10 protein-coding genes, 1 tRNA gene and 1 riboswitch are annotated in these 19297 nt (G+C 53.3%); of the genes, 3 read left to right on the top strand and 8 right to left on the bottom strand.

Going from position 1 to position 19297, the window contains the following annotated elements; all coding sequences use genetic code 11:
* Positions 1-3243 carry a S41 family peptidase gene (locus AC1EK1_RS00960; RefSeq protein WP_480305187.1) on the top strand — a complete coding sequence of 1081 codons (3243 nt, stop codon included), beginning with the start codon at positions 1-3 and terminating at the stop codon, positions 3241-3243.
* Between the two features lie 287 nt (positions 3244-3530).
* Here AC1EK1_RS00960 and AC1EK1_RS00955 read toward each other — a convergent pair whose 3' ends face one another.
* The 7 genes from AC1EK1_RS00955 to AC1EK1_RS00925 all read right to left on the bottom strand — a co-directional run bounded on the left by AC1EK1_RS00955 (position 3531) and on the right by AC1EK1_RS00925 (position 16756).
* A complete protein-coding gene (locus tag AC1EK1_RS00955; RefSeq protein ID WP_480305186.1) occupies positions 3531-6401 on the bottom strand; it encodes a M16 family metallopeptidase in 2871 nt (956 codons plus the stop codon).
* A 4-nt stretch (positions 6402-6405) separates the two neighbouring features.
* A complete protein-coding gene (locus AC1EK1_RS00950) occupies positions 6406-7713 on the bottom strand; it encodes a thioredoxin family protein (protein WP_480305184.1) in 1308 nt (435 codons plus the stop codon).
* A 19-nt stretch (positions 7714-7732) separates the two neighbouring features.
* Positions 7733-8194 (bottom strand): hypothetical protein, encoded by a 462-nt coding sequence (locus AC1EK1_RS00945; RefSeq protein ID WP_480305183.1) that lies wholly within the window; start codon positions 8192-8194, stop codon positions 7733-7735.
* Between the two features lie 11 nt (positions 8195-8205).
* A complete protein-coding gene (locus AC1EK1_RS00940) occupies positions 8206-8859 on the bottom strand; it encodes a fasciclin (protein ID WP_480305182.1) in 654 nt (217 codons plus the stop codon).
* On the bottom strand, positions 8849-10399 hold the full coding sequence (locus AC1EK1_RS00935; RefSeq protein WP_480305181.1) for a RagB/SusD family nutrient uptake outer membrane protein: 1551 nt from the start codon (positions 10397-10399) through the stop codon (positions 8849-8851). Before AC1EK1_RS00935 ends, AC1EK1_RS00940 begins: the two co-directional genes overlap by 11 nt.
* Before the next feature lie 24 nt (positions 10400-10423).
* Positions 10424-13909, bottom strand: a complete 3486-nt coding sequence (locus AC1EK1_RS00930; RefSeq protein WP_480305180.1) for a SusC/RagA family TonB-linked outer membrane protein — start codon at positions 13907-13909, stop codon at positions 10424-10426.
* 603 nt (positions 13910-14512) lie between these two features.
* Complete coding sequence (locus AC1EK1_RS00925) at positions 14513-16756, bottom strand: TonB-dependent receptor (RefSeq protein ID WP_480305179.1); 2244 nt, start codon at positions 16754-16756, stop codon at positions 14513-14515.
* Positions 16757-16846: 90 nt separating this feature from the next.
* Positions 16847-16941, bottom strand: a riboswitch (TPP riboswitch).
* Between the two features lie 141 nt (positions 16942-17082).
* Here AC1EK1_RS00925 and AC1EK1_RS00920 point away from each other — a divergent pair.
* Together AC1EK1_RS00920 and AC1EK1_RS00915 are read left to right on the top strand one after the other, a co-directional pair.
* Positions 17083-17352 (top strand): hypothetical protein, encoded by a 270-nt coding sequence (locus tag AC1EK1_RS00920; protein WP_480305178.1) that lies wholly within the window; start codon positions 17083-17085, stop codon positions 17350-17352.
* A 409-nt stretch (positions 17353-17761) separates the two neighbouring features.
* Positions 17762-17838 (top strand) — tRNA-Arg (locus AC1EK1_RS00915).
* Between the two features lie 85 nt (positions 17839-17923).
* Here the strand turns inward: AC1EK1_RS00915 and creD are convergent.
* Complete coding sequence (gene creD, locus AC1EK1_RS00910; RefSeq protein WP_480305176.1) at positions 17924-19297, bottom strand: cell envelope integrity protein CreD; 1374 nt, start codon at positions 19295-19297, stop codon at positions 17924-17926.

Raw genomic sequence — 19297 nt, 5'->3', positions numbered from 1 at the left:
ATGAGAAATACCCTCGCATTACTTGCACTACTGATTGGCTCCCTGAGTGCTGTCGCACAGGAGAATGCTCCCCGATGGATCCGCTATCCGGCCATCTCGCCGGACGGATCGGAGATAGCGTTTAGCTACCAAGGAGATATCTACAAGGTCAGTCGTACCGGAGGACCGGCCCAGCGACTGACTACGGATGTAGCCTATGACACACAGCCTATATGGTCACCGGATGGGAGGCAGATCGCCTTTGTGAGCACCCGATACTATGGTGCGCGAGATATCTACACGATGAGTGCTCAGGGTGGCGTGGCCAAGAGGGTCACGACCCACTCGACCTCCGAGACGCCACTCTTTTTCAGCAACGATGGCAAGTACATCTACTATGCGGCTCAGATACAGGATGAGGCCCAAAGTGCGCTGAACCCCAATAGGCGGATGAATGAAATGTATCGTATCCCCACAGAGGGCGGACGCTCTACGCTGGTGATGGGCACACCACTCTCTGCGGCAACGCTGGATCCCAAAGGAAAGTTCGTGCTGTATGAGGACCAAAAAGGCATGGAAAACTATTGGCGGAAGCACCAGAAAAACTCGATAGCACGAGACATTGTCCGGTACGACTTTGCCACCAAGGCCTATACCCCGGTCGTGACTTCGGAGAGTGAGGATCGCAACCCTGTCCTCTCTGCAGATGGTAGGACACTCTACTTCTTGAGCGAACGCAACGGCTCGTTCAACCTCTACTCCACCGACCTGCGGAATGGGGCGGAGGCAAAGCAACTGACGGACTTCAAGGAGCATCCCGTGCGCTTTTTGAGCATCGCCAAGGATAACACACTGGCCTTTGCCTACGATGGTGAGCTGTACACCCTTGTCCCCGGTGGTAGGGCAGAGAAGGTGAGGGTGGAGCTACACAATGACCTAGGCCCGGATCTTGTCGATAATCTAAGGCTAAGAGGCGGAATCACCTCGGCCGCTGTCTCGGATGATGGCAAGCAGATCGCTTTTGTCATTCGGGGTGAGGTCTTTGTCACCTCCTCGGACTACAAGACCACCAAGCGGATTACCAACACCGCGGCAGAGGAGTCTTCGGTCACCTTTGGCCCCGATGGACGCACCCTGGTCTACGCCAGCAGGCGTGATGGGAGCAGTGATCTGTATGTCGCACGCATCGTCCGAGATGAAGAAAAGACCTTCCCTTACGCAACGCTGATAAGGGAGGAAAAGTTGATCCCCGATGTTTCTGCCGAAAAGATGAGGCCCCTCTTTTCTCCCGACGGTAAGGAGATTGCTTTTGTCCTCGATCGTAACAAAGTGGCGGTGTATAATCTTGCAGACAAGCGCTTGCGTCGTATCGTGGACGATGGCGTGGTCAGCTATCGAAATGGGGGGATTGACTTTGTCTGGTCTCCCGACAGCAGGTGGCTGGCCCTCAATATTACGACCAATCATCACGAGCCCTATGCCGATGTCGTACTAGCAAGTGTGACGGAGGACAAGCCCACACTCCACAACCTCACCAATAGTGGCTATTTTGCCACCAACCCCCGCTTTGTCATGGGTGGAGATGCCATCATCTATGCGTCCGAACAATATGGAATGCGCAACCACGCCTCCTGGGGATCAATGAATGATGTCATGATCGTCTTCCTCAATCGAGAGGCGTATAACAAGTTTAGGCTCAGCAAGGAGGAGTATGAGCTTCTGACGGAAGCGGAGAAAACAGCGCACAAGGATGAGGAGACCTCCTCCAAAGACAAAAAAGCGACAGCCACCAAGTCGGAGACTGCACCCAAGGAGATCAGAGTGGAGCTGGAGCATATCGATCGTCGCATCCTGAGACTCACCCCCGCCTCCTCCAAGCTGGGAGATGCCTACATTACCGATGATGGCAAAAAGCTGTACTACATGGCGGCCTTTGAGGGTGGCTATGATCTGTGGGTAAAGGATCTGCGTGAGGGCGACACCAAGTTGCTCAACAAGATGAATGGTGACTCCTTCGGCATGATCCCTGACCGAGGACAAAAGAATCTCTTCCTCGTCAGTGGTGATGACCTAAAGAAAATGGAGCTCTCCTCTGAGAAAATAAGCCCGATCAGCTACGAAGCTGAGATGAAACTCGACCGAGGAGCCGAGCGAGCCTTCATGTACGACTATGTCTGCAGAGAGGAGGCCGAGCGCTTTTACGACACCGGCATGCACGGTGTGGATTGGCCGGCCCTGACGGACCACTACCGCAAGTACTTACCCTATATTACCAATAACCACGACTTCTCCGAGATGTTGTCGGAGTTGCTGGGTGAGCTAAATGTCTCGCATACCGGATCCGGCTACGCTGCTCCCAATAGTGCACCACGTACTGCCGAGCTTGGCCTTTTCTTGGACTTCACTCCCGATGACCGGGGGCTCAGGATCCAAGAAATCGTGCCCGGAGGACCTTTTGATGTCTACAATACCAGAGTCCAGCCGGGAGACTATGTCACCGCCATAGATGGCGTGGAGATAGGTGCGGACACCGATCTTTTCCCACTGCTGGAGGGCAAAGCCGGCAGGCCCACCCTCATCGCTTTTGCATCCAGTGGAGGCACAGCCTGGGAGGAGGTCATCAAGCCGATCACTGCATCCAAGCTCAATGCCCTACTGTACGACCGCTGGGTGGAGCGTCGCGAAGCCGAGGTCGACAGCCTGTCCAATGGACGACTGGGCTATGTACACATTCCCTCCATGGATGACGCCAGCTACCGAAAGGTGTATGCCAAAGCCTTGGGCAAGTACTACCAGAGGGAGGGGATCGTGATCGATGTGCGCTACAATGGTGGAGGACGCTTGCACGAGGATATTGAGGTCCTCTTTTCCGGGAAAAAGTACCTGACGCAGGAGATCCGTGGCGAGTACTACTGTGATATGCCCTCACGTCGCTGGACCAAGCCCAGTGTCATGGTCACGTGTGAGATGGACTACTCCAATGCCCATGGGACCCCCTGGGTGTACCGCCATATGGGGATCGGCAAGGTCGTCGGCATGCCTGTCCCCGGTACCATGACCTCGGTCAATTGGGTCACCCTCCAAGATCCGAGCATGTACTTTGGTATCCCGGCCGTAGGGTATAGGACGGCTGAGGGCTATGTCCTCGAAAACCACCAACTTGAGCCGGACGTGAAGGTCCCCCTGGACTGGACCAAAGCCCTCAACGGTAAGGACACCCAGCTGGAAGCTGCTGTCCGCATTCTGCTTGAGGAGCTAAAGTAGCCCTCGAGCCAATCCTCTAAAGAAGCGGTCTCCGGTGACTTCGGCGAGCTGTGCCGAATCTACCGGAGACCGTTTCTTTACCCTGTCGGACCTTGTTTTTTAGTTCTATCCGTCTAAGTGATCGCTTCTATCTGTGAAAACTTTCGCTTCTATCCGTGAAAGAGATTGCTTCTATCCGTGAAACTCAAGGCTCCTTGTAAGTTTTTGATTTTCAAAGGCTCCCGAGGACGTTGTTTTTGACGTCCTCGGGAGCCTTTGTATTCTTCCAAAATCAGTGATTTTTGGATCTAGTGTTTGTGCAGACTATTGGGGTCAGGTGGTGTGGATTGGACCACGATGATCCTACTCTTGGCCTCGGGGAGGATTTTTTGGATGAGGCGGGGTACCTCTTGTGGGTGTATCTCCTCATAGCCGTCAGGAGTGTCGGTGTGACTTTGGCTCCGTGTGGGGAGCTTGCCGGTCTCCATGTAGGCGTTGAGCAGAGCGATCCTCAGGAGTGGGTTTTCGGCTTCGGTAGTATCCCCACTGTCGGTTGCCCCTTTGTGTGGTGGCGGTGTCTGCATTTTTTCGTCCATCGCCAGTCGTACCTTTGTCTGCTTGAAGTACTTGGGGTCCACTGTTCCGTCGGATAGGGCTTGCAGTATGTGCTCAATCTTGTGACGTACGAGGTCTACCTTTTCTCGTCCGGTCTCGATGCGGATATTGATCGTCTCCGATGGCTTGGGGTAGGCGAGGTAGTTGGCTTGGACTGCAATCCCGTAGGTGATGGTTTCCTTTTCCCGCAATTCGTCAAAGAGGTAGGCCTGCAGTATTCCCTCTATGATCTTGAGCGTTTTTTGCTCTCGATCGGTCAGCTCTTTGTCTGCGCTGTAGGAGTACTCGACTTGGCCAATGTCTCCCGGAAGGTCTGCCGTAAAGGTTGCGACAATTTCTTTTTGGGGCGCGGATAGGTCGCGCTCAATGTAGTGGCGGGGTGTGGTACCTATCACTCCGGGCAGTGAGGCAATGTAGCGCTCTGTGAGCTGGCGTGCCTGTGCCTCGGGGACATCGCCTGCTATGCAGAATGTGAAGTGTGCCATGTTGCCAAACTTTTCTTGAAAGAGTTGGCGGACTCTCTCGAGCGTGATGGCTTGGTAGTAGGCACTGTCCTTGGCAGGGTTTTGGGGCGATATGGGGTAGAGCAGTCTCTGTATGGAGTCGTTGACAGCCTCCATACCGGTGTGCTTGCGGTCGAGGTAGAGGTACTTTTGGCGTTGCATCTGCTTGCGGAAGGTCTCCGGAGCAAAGCTGTGCTGACCGAGGATGAGGTGGGTGTAGGCCATCATCTCCTCTAGTGAAGCCGTGTCGGTGGTACCTCCGATGCCGTCGCTTGTCTCGGTGATATTGAGGCTGAGGTCAAAGGACTTGCCGGCCAGCCATCGTGCGAGGCTGTTGCGGGAGTGTCCTCCGACACCGGATTGCAATAGGAGACTCTGCATCATGTTGTACGAGGGGAGGTCCTCCGGTGCTATGATGGAGTGCCCACCCATTGCTGTACCGGCAAAGAAGGCTTCGCCCTTGAGGGATGGGATGGGCATGTAGAGCATCCTGGAGCCATTGGAGAGGTGCCACTCTTTGGCACCTAGCTCGGGCAGTGCTTTTTCGCTCAGAATTTTGCCCGGTGTGAGCGTGCCGGTGGGTATGAGCTGTGCTATAGGCTCGGCAGGGCAGATGTGGTAGGTCTCTTCGGCCCGGACTTGTCGGAGGAGTTGCTCAAATTCGTCGGAGCTCAGTGGTGAGGAGGATCGGTCGGATGCGTAGGTGACGAAGGCGAGGTTGCGGTCGGTCATCCACTCTTTTGTCCAGCTGTTGAGCTCCTCAGCGGTTAGCTCGACGAGTGTCTCGATGGTGGTGGTCAGCTGACTGCGAAAGGAGGTGATGGGCTGCCCATATAGGTAGTTTTGCCTAAAAACCTCCATGATGTTGTCGGGGGTCCCTAGCTTGTCTGCCGACAAGAGCTCCTGGATCTCGCGGTACATGGCTTCTTGCACGGGGGCAAACTCTTCGTCTGTGAAGCCATCTCTGCGGATGGATTCGCGGAGAGCGAGCAGTTGGTGTAGTGCTTCTTTTTCCCGTCCGGTGTAGGGAACGACATCCCAGCTGTTTTGGGCATATAGGCGAACCAATGGTGCGTAGGAGCAGACGGCCGCTATGAACTCCTCGGAGCCATCGTTTCGGATCATTCCGATCCTCTGGGTCACGAGTTTGTTGAAGATCATGGAGAGCAGGTTGTCTCGGATGCTGTTGCGCTTGGCGGGATCTGCGGGGGTGTAGATCCTCTGGTAGAGTCCGAAAGAGTAGTGGGTGTTTTCGGGATCGGTGAAGTGCTCATACAGCACAGACTCGTTGTCGGGGATGAGTGGGTCGACACGTTTGGGCGCATTGGTGGGTTGCTTTAGGTCCGAGAAGCGGGCGATCACGAGTTGCTCCAGCTCGTCGACCGGGTAGTCTCCTATCAGGATGACGCACTGCAGATCCGGGCGGTACCACTTGTGGTAAAAGTCCTTTAGCCCCTTTGGGGTGATGCTCCGGATACCGTCCGGTGTGCCTATGACGTTTCGGACGGCGTAGGGAGAGTGGTTGTATACGACCGGAGCGATGGCGTCTTGGATTCTTTTTTCGAGTCCTTGTCGCTGTCGCCACTCTTCGGTGACGATACCTTTTTCTTTGGCCACGTCCTTGCGGTTGATGTCTATGTCTCCGCACCAGTCTCGGACTAGCTGTAGTGCCTCATCTACCTTGGTACGGTCATTGGTGGGTATGCTATAGAGGTAGTACTTGGTCTCGCTGAGCCCGGTGAGGGCGTTGAATAGTATCCCATTGCTTTGGAGAAAGTGCATGACTCCTCCGGGGTAGTGCTTGGTGGTGTTGAAGGCAATATGCTCGAGGAAGTGTGCCATCCCCTGCTCGTTGTCTTTTTCCTCGATGGCTCCGATATTCTGTAGTAGGTAGCAGTTTAGCTCTTGCCCAAAGTCTTTGGTCTCGTGGATATAGTAGGTGAGTCCATTGGGTAGGCGTCCATGCTTTGTGGTGCCACTCTCCTGCGCAAAGGCCGTCCCGCTGATGAGAAGGCAGAGGAGGAGAAATAGTAGTGGTGGTGTGGTCTGATTTTTGCTCATAAGTTTAGTCCCTCAGTAGCTCCAGCTCGGAGGTTTTTCGGATGATGGTCGCTTGGATCATTTGCTGCAATAGGTCGGAGTCGGTGATTTGGTACGAGTCGGCAAATCCTTGGTTGTAGTACTGCTGTGCGAGGTCGTACTTGCCCAGCTGCTTGTATGAGTCGCCGATCATCACTAGGTAGTTGATCCGATCCGATAGGGGGTTGTCTCCTTTTAGTGCCTCGGTGAGCCAAGCAATGGCGGCCTCGTGGTGCTTGGGCTGCAACTTGTCTCCGAGTGCGTGGTAGAGGTCTTGTGCAGACTTGGCGTAGTCGTTGGGGGTGAGCCCTTCGCCCAGTGCGACAAAGTACTGGGTCATGAGGTTGATGTACTCGTCGGCATCTTGGTTGCTGTAGAGTGCGTAGAGTGCATCGTAGTACATTTTGGACTTTTGGTAGGGAGAGAGACCTGTGTCGGGTGCGACATCGTATGCCGCCTTGTACTCACTGTTGATCTTTTCGAGCAGGTCTCGGTATGCGGTGTCTCCTTTTTTGGCCAGCTCTTCCATCCGTGCATCGTTGTACTCAATGATGTAGTAGGCGACGGGGTCACCCACTGCCGAGATCCACTCCGGAAGGGTGGTGACCATGTAGTCGATGATCTGCTTTTGGAGGCTTGGGTCGTCGCCCCCCATTGTGCTGATGATCCGGTAGTCCTGTCGGTTGATCAGCTGTGGTCCTATCTTTTGTGTGATGTACTCTCGGTAGAGTTTGCGTAGTCGGACGACCCATCTGTCGGCGTCCATTCCCTCCTGTGTGGCGAGGAAGGAAGGGGCTTGGAGGAGGAGATTTTGCTTGAGGTCCAGGTTGTCTTTGTCGTGCTGATACATCTCATAGAGCTTGGCAAAGCCGATCATCTCTCCGGTGGCAGTCTTTGCAGCGTCGAGTAGTGAGGCGACATCCACTCCTCCGGTGGTGACTGATATGGCTTTGCCCTGATTGTTCATGAATATGAGGGTAGGGTAGGCTTGTACGGCGTACTTTTTGGCGATCTCCACGTTTTGTGGAGCTTCGGCATCCAGTTGGATGCTGATGAAGTGGGTATTGAAGTAGTCTCCGACCTCTTTTTGGGGAAAGACCTCTCGAGCAATCCTTTTGCACGGGCCACACCAAGTGGCGAAGAAGTCTACAAATAGGGCCTTGTCTTCGGCCTTTGCTTTGGCCAGGGCTTCATCAAAAGTCCCGGTGAAAAAGCGGATCCCATCCTGTGCGGAGGAGACAGAGGCGATCAAGAGGGAGAGAAGTAGTGTGGTGAGTAGTGTTTTGGTATTCATTTTGGGACACGCAGTTTGGTTATTCTTTGTCTTCTACAACAATGGTCAGGATATCATTTAGGATGGCGCTATGCCCTTCGTTGTAGACTTTCAGCGTGATCGTATAGCGTCCGAGTGGGAGAAGCTTGGCCCCCTTTTGTGACAGTCGGATGAGGCCACCGCTGACATCCAGCTCGCCTTGGTCCGCAATTTTCTGAAAAACGGTGGCATCTCCACCGTCGCTGACCTTGACGCTGACAAAGCTGTAGTTGATAGGATTGGTACCGGATACGCCTTGGATCCTGGTGGATACCCATGGGGCACCATTGGTCGCACGTGGAGACTCGGGATCCGGGGTGTGGTAGACCATGAGGGTGTTGGGGACGAACTCTACATCCTTGGTCTGAAGATACCCCACCGGAATCCTCTGGCACGAGGCGAATAGGGTGACAAAAAGGGCCAGTAAGACCTTGCACAATGTGGAGGATGGTCTGTTTTTCATATTTTCTGATTTTAGAAGTCGTTGAGCTTGAATGTGTATGCTAAGGAGTGTACGATGCCGGTCTTGGTGGCAATGTTGTGTGATGCCACATCGGAGGAGCCTGATTTGTCCGTGCTCACTAGGTATAGCTTTTTGGGTCCCATTCCGACAACACCATTGTAGGGCTCTCTATAGGCATAGATCCATAGTTTTTTGCCGGATAGCATGGTGCAGACTTCTCCGCCTTTTCCGATTCTCTCACCGGGTAGCTGTGCGCCCTCTTTCCACCTCTCAAGTGGAATAGCTTTGGGGTAGACACAGGTCAGGATCCACTCTTTGCACTGATCGGCCGGTATGTCGCGCACACTCTCCAGTTGGTTGTCAAAAAGGTAGCTCTTGATGCTGAGGTCGGTGATCCCAAAGAAAGTAATGTCGGAGCCGTACTGACTCTTGCCCTCAAATAGGTCTTGCAAGCCGGCATGCTTGATCATCTCTTGGGTGAGATGCCAGTTGTATGAGTCGGTGGATAGATACTCCCACATGGTCTTGTCGAGGTGAGAGGTGGGTGCTTTTACCTGCACGTAGTTGTACTTGGTGCAGGAGGTGCCACATATGATCATGAGTGGCAGGAGTAGGGTGATGACACGAGTATTCATGAGTCCGGAGATCTTCCTATTAGTTTTCATACTTGATCCAGTAATCTTTTTGGCGGATGAGGGTGTTTCTACCCCCCTCGCCATAAGCTGTGGAGGATATAGGGAGGACGAGTGCCCCGCCTTGTATTTCTTGCTGTGTAAGTTGACTCAACTTGCCTACAAACTCGGTGGAGAGGTAGTTGTTTCGTACTACGTCAAAGTATCTGTGGTCGCTCTCAAATAGGAGCTCGCGCTCACGCTCCTTGAATACAGCATACTGTACACCCTTGGTGTCGTTGGGGGCCGGATATTGCGTGGCATTGGATCTGCTTCGGATCGTGTTTAGGTCCTGTATGGCTTGTCCCTCGTTGCCTAGCTTGGCATTGCACTCGGCACGCAGGAGGATGAGGTCCGCTAGTCGCCAATAGGAGTAGTGGGCGTTGAGTGCACGGAAGGTCTTGTCTTGCTGGGAGTCCACATCCACATTGTAGAGGGCTTGCCGGTACTTGTACATCAGGGCATAGCTGTTGTTATCGGAGATGTGCTCCACCTCTAGGTCGTAGAAGAAGGCCTCACGGCGTAGATCCTCTGCGTCCGGAAATAGCTTTAGCGCAGTCTCTCGGTAGATCTTTAGTTGCGTGTCGTATGCGAGGTCATCGAGTCGCTTGGTGTCATCGACCGGCCAGCTCACATAGGACTTTGCCGGAGTGGGAGAGTTGCTATATTGGCTCCGTAGTTTGTCAAAAGCGAGGACGTAGATATCTTCAGGGCTGATCTGGTCGGCGTTTGAGAGGTTTTGGACCAACTCTATAGGAGTGGATAGCAGCCTATAGTTTCCGACCTTGCCATCTATGATCTCTGTGGCGTATCGTATGGACTCCTTGTAGGCTTCCTTGGCATCACCGCTGAGGTGATAGAGCTCGATGGCACTCCCTTTCCACGCATAGGCATGTGCGAGGAGCGCACAGGCGGCACCTTTGGAGGCATATTGTTTGTTGAGCGGAGAGGTCCCGTCCGGAAGCTTTAGTTGCTCAAATGGAGGGAGAAGTTCGTAGGCTTCTTTCCCGGCTTTGATAGCCTCTTCCAAGACTTGTAGCATAGGACTGACCCCGTAGGGGTGAGTTGCCTTTGAGTCCTTGGTGATGACCGCATCTCCGAAGCGCATGGCGACATTGAGGTAGGCAAAACCTTTGGCAAAAAGTGCTTGTCCCCTGTGGTAAGCCCGTCGCTCGTCGTTGAGCCCCGTGGTCTGTGAGATATTGTCCAGCAGTAGATTGGACTCATAGATGACATCGTAAAAGTCCTTCCAGCTCTGTTGCAGGTCAATGATGGTTTTGGGGTTCCATTCGCGAAGCTGGTTTTGGTAGGCCGTCTCATCGGCCACTTCTCCGGCAATCTGGAATACCGTGCTATTTGCCATCGCCTGACTGGTGAAGAATAGGATAGAGATGGTCGTAGCGTTGAGTTCTTTTTCGGTCACAAAGGCATTGGTCTGTGTCAGTGCGTTGTCCGGTCTAAAATCTAGCAGATTGCACGATGAGGACAGCAGACTTACTGACGCCACTGTGAGGAGTATATTGGATATCTTCATAATGAATGGATGAGCTCTTGTTGCTTAAAACTTCAGGTTGAGTCCCAAGGACACCTTCCGGCTCAGAGGGTAGGTACGTCCATCGTCTTTCCCGGTCATTGGGTCGATTGTTTCGGGGTCGATTCCGGAGTAGTTGGTGAGCATCAGTAGGTTCTCGCCTGTCAAATGGATTCGGATCCCCTTGATGTTCATCTTTTTCACCCACTCTTTCGGCAAGTCATATGATAGTGTGGCCTGTTTCAGTCGGATAAAGCTGACATTCTCGATAGCTGAGTCGGCCATTCCGTCGAACTGACCTGCGTAGTTGGATGACGCAAACTTGATGGACGGGTGGTCGGTTACGTCCCCCGGTTTTTGCCAAAATGTGGCGCGGGTATAGTCGCCCATGATGGGGCCAAATGCTCCACTGAAGGCAAAGGCCGTTGCCTTCACTTGGTTTACCACCTTTCGCCCGAGTGAGTAGTTCATGTGCAAAAACAGCGTCAGCCCTTTCCAGCTTACTTGGTTGCTGAGTCCGCCATATGCTTGGGGGATTGTGCTACCGGCGTAGTAAAGGTCTTTACTATCTATTTTGCCGTCCATGTTTTGATCTTTTAGCTTGCGTGCGCCTACCTGGATGGGGAAGTTGGCTCCCCCGAGCAGTAGGGGGGTCTTTGTTCCCTTGGCATCGTAGTAGTAGGGAATGTCTTTTTCGCTCTGGACGTATCCTTCGTCCTTGTAGGCGTAGATGCCATAGAGTGGTCTGCCGAGTATCATGTTGGACATGTCGACGCCGTCAAAGGATTTCCGGAATAGGTTCCAGTTTCGAGAGATATTAAACATCACCTGCCACCTGAGCTGATCGGTGCGGATCACATCGGCCTGTATCGATAGCTCTAGTCCTTCGTTGGATATGGCAGAGGCGTTGTTCCACATTTTTTGGACGAAGTAGACATCTCCCGGCATAGGGGTTTGCATCAGGAGTGCATACGAGTATTTGTTGTAGTAGTCGAGGGTTGCTTTCACCCGGTAGTTGAAAAGCTCCAAGTCCAATCCCAGATCGACTTGGTCACTTTTCTCCCATGTCAGGTCGTTGTTGGCAAGGAGGGCCGGTACTAGTCCGGATTTTCCAAAAAACGTATTGGACTCGGACATCAGCCCGTGTGCGAGGTAGGCTTCTTGAAACTTTTGGCCTGACCTTCCCCACGATGCTCTCACCTTCCCAAAGCTCAGCCACCACCAATCTTTGGCAAGTGCTTCTTTTGAGAAGACCCAGCCAAAGCCGGCAGCTGGGAAGTTGCCCCACCGTACATTGCTGCCAAAGACGGAGGAACCATCTCTGCGGATGGATAGGTCCAGTAGATACTTCTGTCTGTAGTTGTAGTTGATGCGCGCCAGTAGGCTGAGCATGGCTTGCTCTTCCAGGTTGGTCTGGATCTTCTGTAGTGCACGGATGGTGCCGTATTCATCGGTCATGATGGATGGCCATCCTTCGCCGACCTGGTGTATCTGGTTTGTGGGGCCTCCGCGTCCCTCTCCTGTGACGACATCTAGGTGATCGTAGCTATAGGTTGCCCCGGCCATGAGGTCAAAGTTGTGGTCGCGTGCAAAAGTCTTCTTGTAGTTGAGGATATGCTCCGTCTGCACCATTGTCATGCCGACCCTGCTTACGTTCACCGAGGAGAGTTTGTCATGGCTGAGGTAGTCCGGGGTAAAGATGTTTACCTTGGTCCCAAAGTGGTTGATGGCAGCTGATGAGTTGAGAGTCAGCTCCTTTAGGATGTCGTACTTCAGGCCTAGGTTTAGCCGTAGGTTGTAGTTGCTGTTTTTTTGGTCAATGTCTCTCAGTTGCTTCAGGGTCTCTTTTTCGATCTCGGTACCACGTCCGGGGAGCATGGTGGAGGAGAGCTTGGGGTCCACAGTCAGCCCTTGGACCTTGCCCATATCCGTTCCGGCGTTTTTGCTGGTGTAGCCGAGGGATAGGTTGGAGTACATCTGGAGTTTGGGGCTGAGGTTGATATCGAGGTTGGTCACGTAGCTCAGTCGCCTAAAGCTAGAGCCGATCATGATCCCGGTCTCGTCGTAGATACCGCCCCCGATCATGTAGCGGACATTGTCGGTACCACCGGTGGCGTTGAGGTCGGCATCGGTCACACGACCTAGCCTGAAGATGTAGTCCCACCAGTTGGATTTGTTGTTGTAGAAGGTATTCAAGGAGTCCTGTGCGATGGATGGCAGTCGGTCAAAGCCTTCGAGCTTTGCTCCGTTTCTCCACAGGTAGTCGTACATGCCGTCCCCCTTGGTGTCCCAGCCGTAGCTGTCTTTGTGGCTCTTGGGGATTATGGTTCGGTCGGTCTCCCAGTCGTAGTGAGCTTCGGTGTAGTTTTTTGCGGCCAAGAGGTGGTAGAGACGTTCCCCGTGTCCCATCATCTGTACCGGTGTCTCGGGGAGCCAAGACATGGAGTTGGTGACGCTTATATTCACTTCCGGCTTGCCACTCCGACCTTTTTTGGTGGTGATGAGGATGACACCATTGGCGGCGCGTGAGCCATACAGAGAGGCCGATGCGGCATCTTTCAGGACCTCCACTGACTCTATGGTGGTCGGATCCAGGGAGGCGAGTGGGTTGATCCCACCGGTTGCCGTGCCGGTTGTTGCAGAGACCGGCACACCATCTATCACGTACAGTGGAGAGCCATCGTTGATCCCCTGTTGGTTGAGGGAGCTGAACCCTCGGATTGTCACCTGTGAGCCACCACCTCCCGGGGTGCCTGATAGGTTGGTCACCTCCACACCCGGCAGTTGGCCTTGCAGGAGTGTCTCTATGGAGGGAGCTGGTAGGTCTTGTAGCTTTTCGCCCTTGATTGTACCCACTGACCCGGTCAGTTCTCTGGTGTTGCGTGTGCCGTAGGCGATCACAGCCACTTCGCCCAGGACATTGACACTCTCTTTCAGTGTGATACGTAGCTCCTTTCCGGAGGCATAGTCACCCCTATAGGTCTCGTACCCTACATAGGAGACGACCAGCTTGCCCTTGGGCTTGGTTGCTCGGATCGAAAATCGTCCCTCTAGGTCGGTCATCCCGCCGGACCCTTCGGCCGGTATCCGGACGGTGGCTCCCGGTATCGTGACTCCATCGGCATCGCATACCACACCTTTCACTACGTGCTCGGCACTCTGGTTGCTCTTGATCTTGTAGACGTGGATGGTCTTTCCCTTCACGTCCCCGGCAAAGGGCGAGCCCTTGAGGATCTCCTCCACTGCCTGAGGTACGCTTGCGTTGTCAAAGGATACGGTCACCACCCCATTGTAGGCTTTGACCTCTTTGTCGTAGGTGATGCGATAGTGGGTATGCTCCGATATGTAGTCTAGGATAGAGACAATGCTCTTTTCCCTAAACGAGATGGAGAGTGTCTCGCTCCGTCCTTGCGCCATCGCCCCTTGGGGGACAAGCCATAGGAGGAGCAGTGCCAGCAGCCCAAGTCTTCGTAGGCTACTCGTGACAGCTGTCTTCGTGATGTTGTTTGCCATAGGATGGTCCTGATATTTTTGGGGTTTGTGTTGATCTGTCATTCTTGTACCCGTCCAAGAGGTGTGGCTACGTGTCACTCCTCTTTGCTGTTGCCTGCTTGCCGGACTAAGTGCAGAGACAGAGCCATGCACTTGATCCGGGCCTCCGAGTCATTTCGGGTGCCACAGGGAGCGGGTCTGCCGCTTGGGGCTTGTGTTGATCTTGGTGGGTGGTGCGCTAGAGACACCTATCTAGAAAAGGGACAAAGCACCGAGGCGACCGTGAGCCGGTGGGGAAAAGGTGGCTCTTGACACACTTGATGCAACGCCGGCAAAACTCCAGCGTCTTGACTTGGGCATAAAAGGCACCATACCAAGTGATCATCATAGCATCCTCTTTTTTTGTCAATGTCCGATGATATCGGGGGTCGCTTCCCCCATCCATACAAGTGGGGTGGGGAGCCCCCTAGCTGTTCCAAATTTACAACTATTTTTCTAATGAGCAAATCCTTTTACTTTTCTTCATACCTAGAGGGGAATATACGGACCAAAGCCGAGTCCCGATCATAGGATCGAGGGCTCGGCTTTGGCTTGGTATGTATTGCGCCTCAGTAGGCGATGGGGTCAAAAGCGATAGGTGACACCGGCTACAAAGTGAGTGGGAGCGGTAGGGAAGAGGTAGAGGGTCTCTCCTCGTTTGCCATTTTTGGTAAAGCCCCATACGCTACCATAGCTGCTGTAGTTGGTGTTGTAGAGGTTGATTACTTGTAGCTGAAAGGCCAGTACCTGACCCTTTGGCAGCTCGTAGTCGTAGTTGACCATCAGGTCACCTACATAGCGTCCGGGCAGTGTGCGTGAGGCAAGGCCCGAGTTGTCCAGGTGCATTCGGCTGACGTACTGTCCGCCTAGTCGCAGACTGAGAGTGCTCCAGGGGGTCCAGGTGATGGCGTGGTTGAGGATTACGGCAGGGCTCTTGGCGATAGGGGTCTCCTTGGCATGATAGCCCACCTTTTCCCAGGTTTCGGCGTCGTCTTCGTAGAAGGTGTAGTCAATGATGCGGTTTTTGGCCACAGTGGCGTTGAGGTCCAGCGCAAGGCAGCTGAGCGGTTGCCAGCTGATACCGGCCTCTGCACCGAGTCGGTAGCTCTTCGGGACATTGATCATGAGATCCTCGCCCACATCACTCTTTTGGCCGTTGGGGACGATCTGGTCCTTGTAGTGCATGAAGTACAGGTTGGCAAAAAGACTCAGCGTCCGACCACTGTAGTTGGCACCCAGCTCCAGGTCGCCCATGTACTCGGGACGAGGCATGATCCGCTCACCCTTTGGACCATATATTTTGCTCTCAGTGTACATCTTGCGATTGGGCTCTTTGCCAGCCACTGCGTAGGAGAGGTAGCCACTGGTGTTTTTCGAAAAGAGGTAGGTGACACCTACTTTTGGTAAGAAAAAGTTGTAGTTCAGGGCTTTTGATCCTGTGTAGTCCAGGACATCGAGGGCCTTGTCCTTTTTGCTCAATCGGTCGGTTGGCCCCTTCATGGTCGCATGCACGTTGCGGTACATGAGGTCGGCATAGAGGAGGAGCCGTGCGGTAGGTCTCAGTTCGGCTTTGATATACCCCGAGGCATCGGTCTTGGTGGAGTGGTTGCGGTAGTACTCTTGGTTGGGGGTAAAGCCCGCCGGCTGCACGGCCGCCCATGGCAGTCGTCCGTAGTGGTCCCCGACGTAGTTGTTGATGGCCAAGCCTGCGCTGAGGTGTCCCCAGTTTTGCTTCCAGATCAGGTTGCCCACTACACCGTAGAAGTTATTGTCTAGGTACTTCTCACGGATGAGGGAGATCTTGGTCTTGTCTGTAGCAGGAGCCAGACCGTACTCGCCCATCTTGCGTTCCGTGCGGTACTCCCTAGTGAATCCCTTGCCACCTGTGTGGTGTAGGGTCAGCTCGTAGGTCAGATTGTCAGTCGGGGCATGCTGAAAGATCGCATACGTGTGTCCCTGTCGGTAGTTGTCCGTCTGGTCGTCGTAGTAGCGAAAGTCTTTGGGATCATCGTTGGGGTTGATGAGGCCGGCGCTATTGAACGTACGTCCATACTTGCTGATATCCTTTGGGGTGATGCCATTCCAGGAGATGCCTGTCTTTTGATCCCCTAGGTGGTGGATCAGTCGGAGCGAGTAGTTCTCGCCCCCATAGTAGGCTTGCAGGAGGTAGGAGCGTCCACGGCTGTGGCTGCGGTCGATGTACCCTTTGCTACGCACGCCGGACAGTGCGGCACTGAGCCTAAGCCCGGTCCCCTCTATATTGCCAGTGTGGAGGGTGATGGAGTTGCGGTTGAGCCCATACATACCCATATAGGTGGATACGCTACCACCTGAGGTGACGGAGGGGAGTGCTGTACGCATATCCATCGTGGCTCCAAACGCACCGGCACCAAATGTAGAGGCACCGGCACCGCGTACCACCACGATGTCTCTCAGCCGGCTCCCAAAGTCCGGCATATTGGCCCAAAATACAGCTTGGCTCTCACTGTCGTTTACCGGCACACCGTTCACCGTGATATTGACACGGCTGGGGTCTACACCACGGATCGAAAAGCCGGTGTACCCACCAAAAAGGCCACTGTCCGAGGTAGTAATGAGAGAGGGAGTCCCCTTTAGCATCATCGGGACATCCCACGCCGTGGAGCGTCGCGACAGCTTGTCTTGAGTGAGGGTTTGCTTGGTGAGAGGGGTCAGCTGTCCGGGGCGAGTGCCCAGTACCTCGACCTCCCCCAGATCGTACTCTCGAGCGACTTCCTGTGCCGAGAGGGTGGCGGTAAACAACGTAACCGCACAAGGGATCAAAATTGATCGAACCGGATTGGTAATCATTTTTTTTGCTTGACGTTATTGGATAAAAATTGTACTCAAAACGTCACCTGCAAAAAGGGAAGTGACCGCCACACGGGGCGCCACTTATCTCGAGAAGAATCACGCTTTTCCTACGCAGGCATTATCCTACAGGTACAGAGGGTATCTCATCTCAGCCACAAGTCGTGGCACCCCTAAGCGAGTGACTTAGCGACGCAAAGGTACCTCTATTCTGTGACTTCCCAAAAGCGCCCCCAGTCACTCACCATACGGGCAGAAAGCATTTAATTGATATATTTGCAAAAACGCATAAAAAACAAGCACATAAATAGACAAAGAGACACGATATGGCAAAGAAATTTGACTTGAACAAAATGATTGGCGACCTAAAAGGACAGACAAACTCATCTACGCAAACAGAAAAAACAGGTCGTGCATCAAAGAGTGACGTAGCCGATGAGCAGGCTAGAGTCTCTATGGTCTTGCCGGCAGACCTTTGGAAAAAGGTAAAACTATTGGCCCTAAGCAGAGGTGTTGCCGCAAGCGGAATCATCCGAGACTTACTAAGCCAGGAAATACATACCGCTGAGAAAAAAGGGGAGATCCCGATTTTATGATTTCTAAATAAGGACGTACCCTCGCCTTGGCTATTGCTTTTTGTGTCTTCTATACAGGGCACCCAGAGCGTGCTGCCAAGTATTTGAGGGACAGCCATAATTCTGGGAAAACGGACACCCCAAAAAGCTAAAAACGAGACGATTTTGGAGCCTCAAAAGCCCCTTTTTTGGACGTTGATAATCAGATACTTGCAGAGAACCTCGAGTTTCACGGATAGAAGCAAATGCTTTCACGGATAGAAGCAAAAAGTTTCACAGATAGAAGCGATTGCTTAGGCGGAACAAAGGCGCTCGCCTCCCGGCACGTCAAGCCACGAATTTTGGCCCCAAGCCCATCGGACCACAAGTCGCCCTCTTTTTGCTTGCCAAGTCTGAGGCTTTTTGGTACCTTTGCACAAAATAAAGTGCTGGTTGAGTAGCTCAACTGGATAGAGCAACAGCCTTCTAAGCTGTAGGTTCTGGGTTCGAGTCCCAGCTCAATCACCAAAGCAGAGGGTGCGCCAAATGTTTGGCGCACCCTCTGCTTTTATTGGTTCTGTCGGAGTCTATCCGACTTTTTTCTTCTCTTTTTTTAGGGCCTGTCTTTGGTTATCGTAGCGGAGTAGTACATGACAAGCGCAAGGATGACAAAGAGTAGGATACTGCCGGCGAGTAGCGCATAGGTCTCTATCTGCAGGAGTACGTAGATCGCCAGGTAGAGGATGGAGGAGATGGCGCAGAGTATCAGTGCTTGCTTTTTGTCTCGCAGGATCATCCTGAAGTAGGCGGTATTTAGGCCGATGGTCATGACTGAGGCTATGAGGTAGGCCCAGCCAAACCCTGTGACTTCGCTGAAGGAGAGTAGGAGCGCATAGTAGAGTACCAGAGAGGAGCCTGTGAGTATGTAGTGGATGGCATTGATCGTGCGGCCTTGGCGTCTCAGGCTGAGCTCTGTGAGGTAGACGGACAGAATCGTAAGTATGATCACCAGGATGCCGTAGTTGATGCTACGATCGGTCTGGGCATAGCAGTCTACCGGTATGATCAGGTTGATGAAGTAGCTATTGAACAGCAGCGAGCTGTAGTTGTCGTCAGTGGTGACATAGTTCTCCTCGAGGAATGTACTGTACTCGGCGCTGAACCCATCTTTGTCGGATCGGCTTGTCGTCGGTATTTTGTTGCCCATAAAGGCGACATTGTCCCAGTTGCCGTCCATGGTACTCTGAGCCGAGATGCCGCAGGCTATTATCCCAAACTTGTCACTTCCTCTGACCTTGGTGTCTAGGCTAAATTTGAGGTCTTGCAGCTCTTGAAGATCGTGGATGGGGTATTTTGCGGTCAGGGGACCAACCATGTCCGTGCTGTAGTCCCATTCAATGGCGGGGGAATCGTTGTACTCACCATCGAAATAACCGCACATCGTGGCTTTGGGTGCCGATTTCATCTTTAGGATCGTGTCGTTCAGCTGAATCTGGACGGCATCCAAGTATCCGACACGGTCGCTTATAGCAAAGGTGATTTTGGCTTCATCCAAGCGGTGGGTGCCGGGGACCTCCTTTAGGGCTTCCAGGATATCCTCGGCTTTCCAAGTACCACTGATGTTTACGGTGGCATCGTAGACCGCCACCTCATAGATGGTGCGGTGGCGACGCTGGACCTCTAACTGGGCCTTGGAAGTGAGCTGGCGGGGAAAGATGTGGAGCTCTTTTTCTTCGTTTTTGTTTGTTTGGGTGTAGGGTATGACGAGTATGGGGGTCCTGATACATTGGCTCTGTCCCCAACGAGCGGTAATTTCTTGCTTGACTGCTTTGCTGGTACTTTGGCGAGAGTCCACCTGAAAGTGCACCAATTGCAACGGAATCAATAGGACTAAGGCAAAAAGTCCGATCAACAGTGACTTGCCCATGAAGGAGATGGAGTTGTACCCGGTGGATGGGTAGATGGGTGGCTTTGTTTCGGTATTCAT

It is taken from the genome of Porphyromonas sp. C0026D3 (assembly GCF_056590775.1).
The sequence above is the reverse complement of the archived record's forward strand: the minus strand, read 5'-3'. Positions and strand labels throughout refer to the sequence as shown.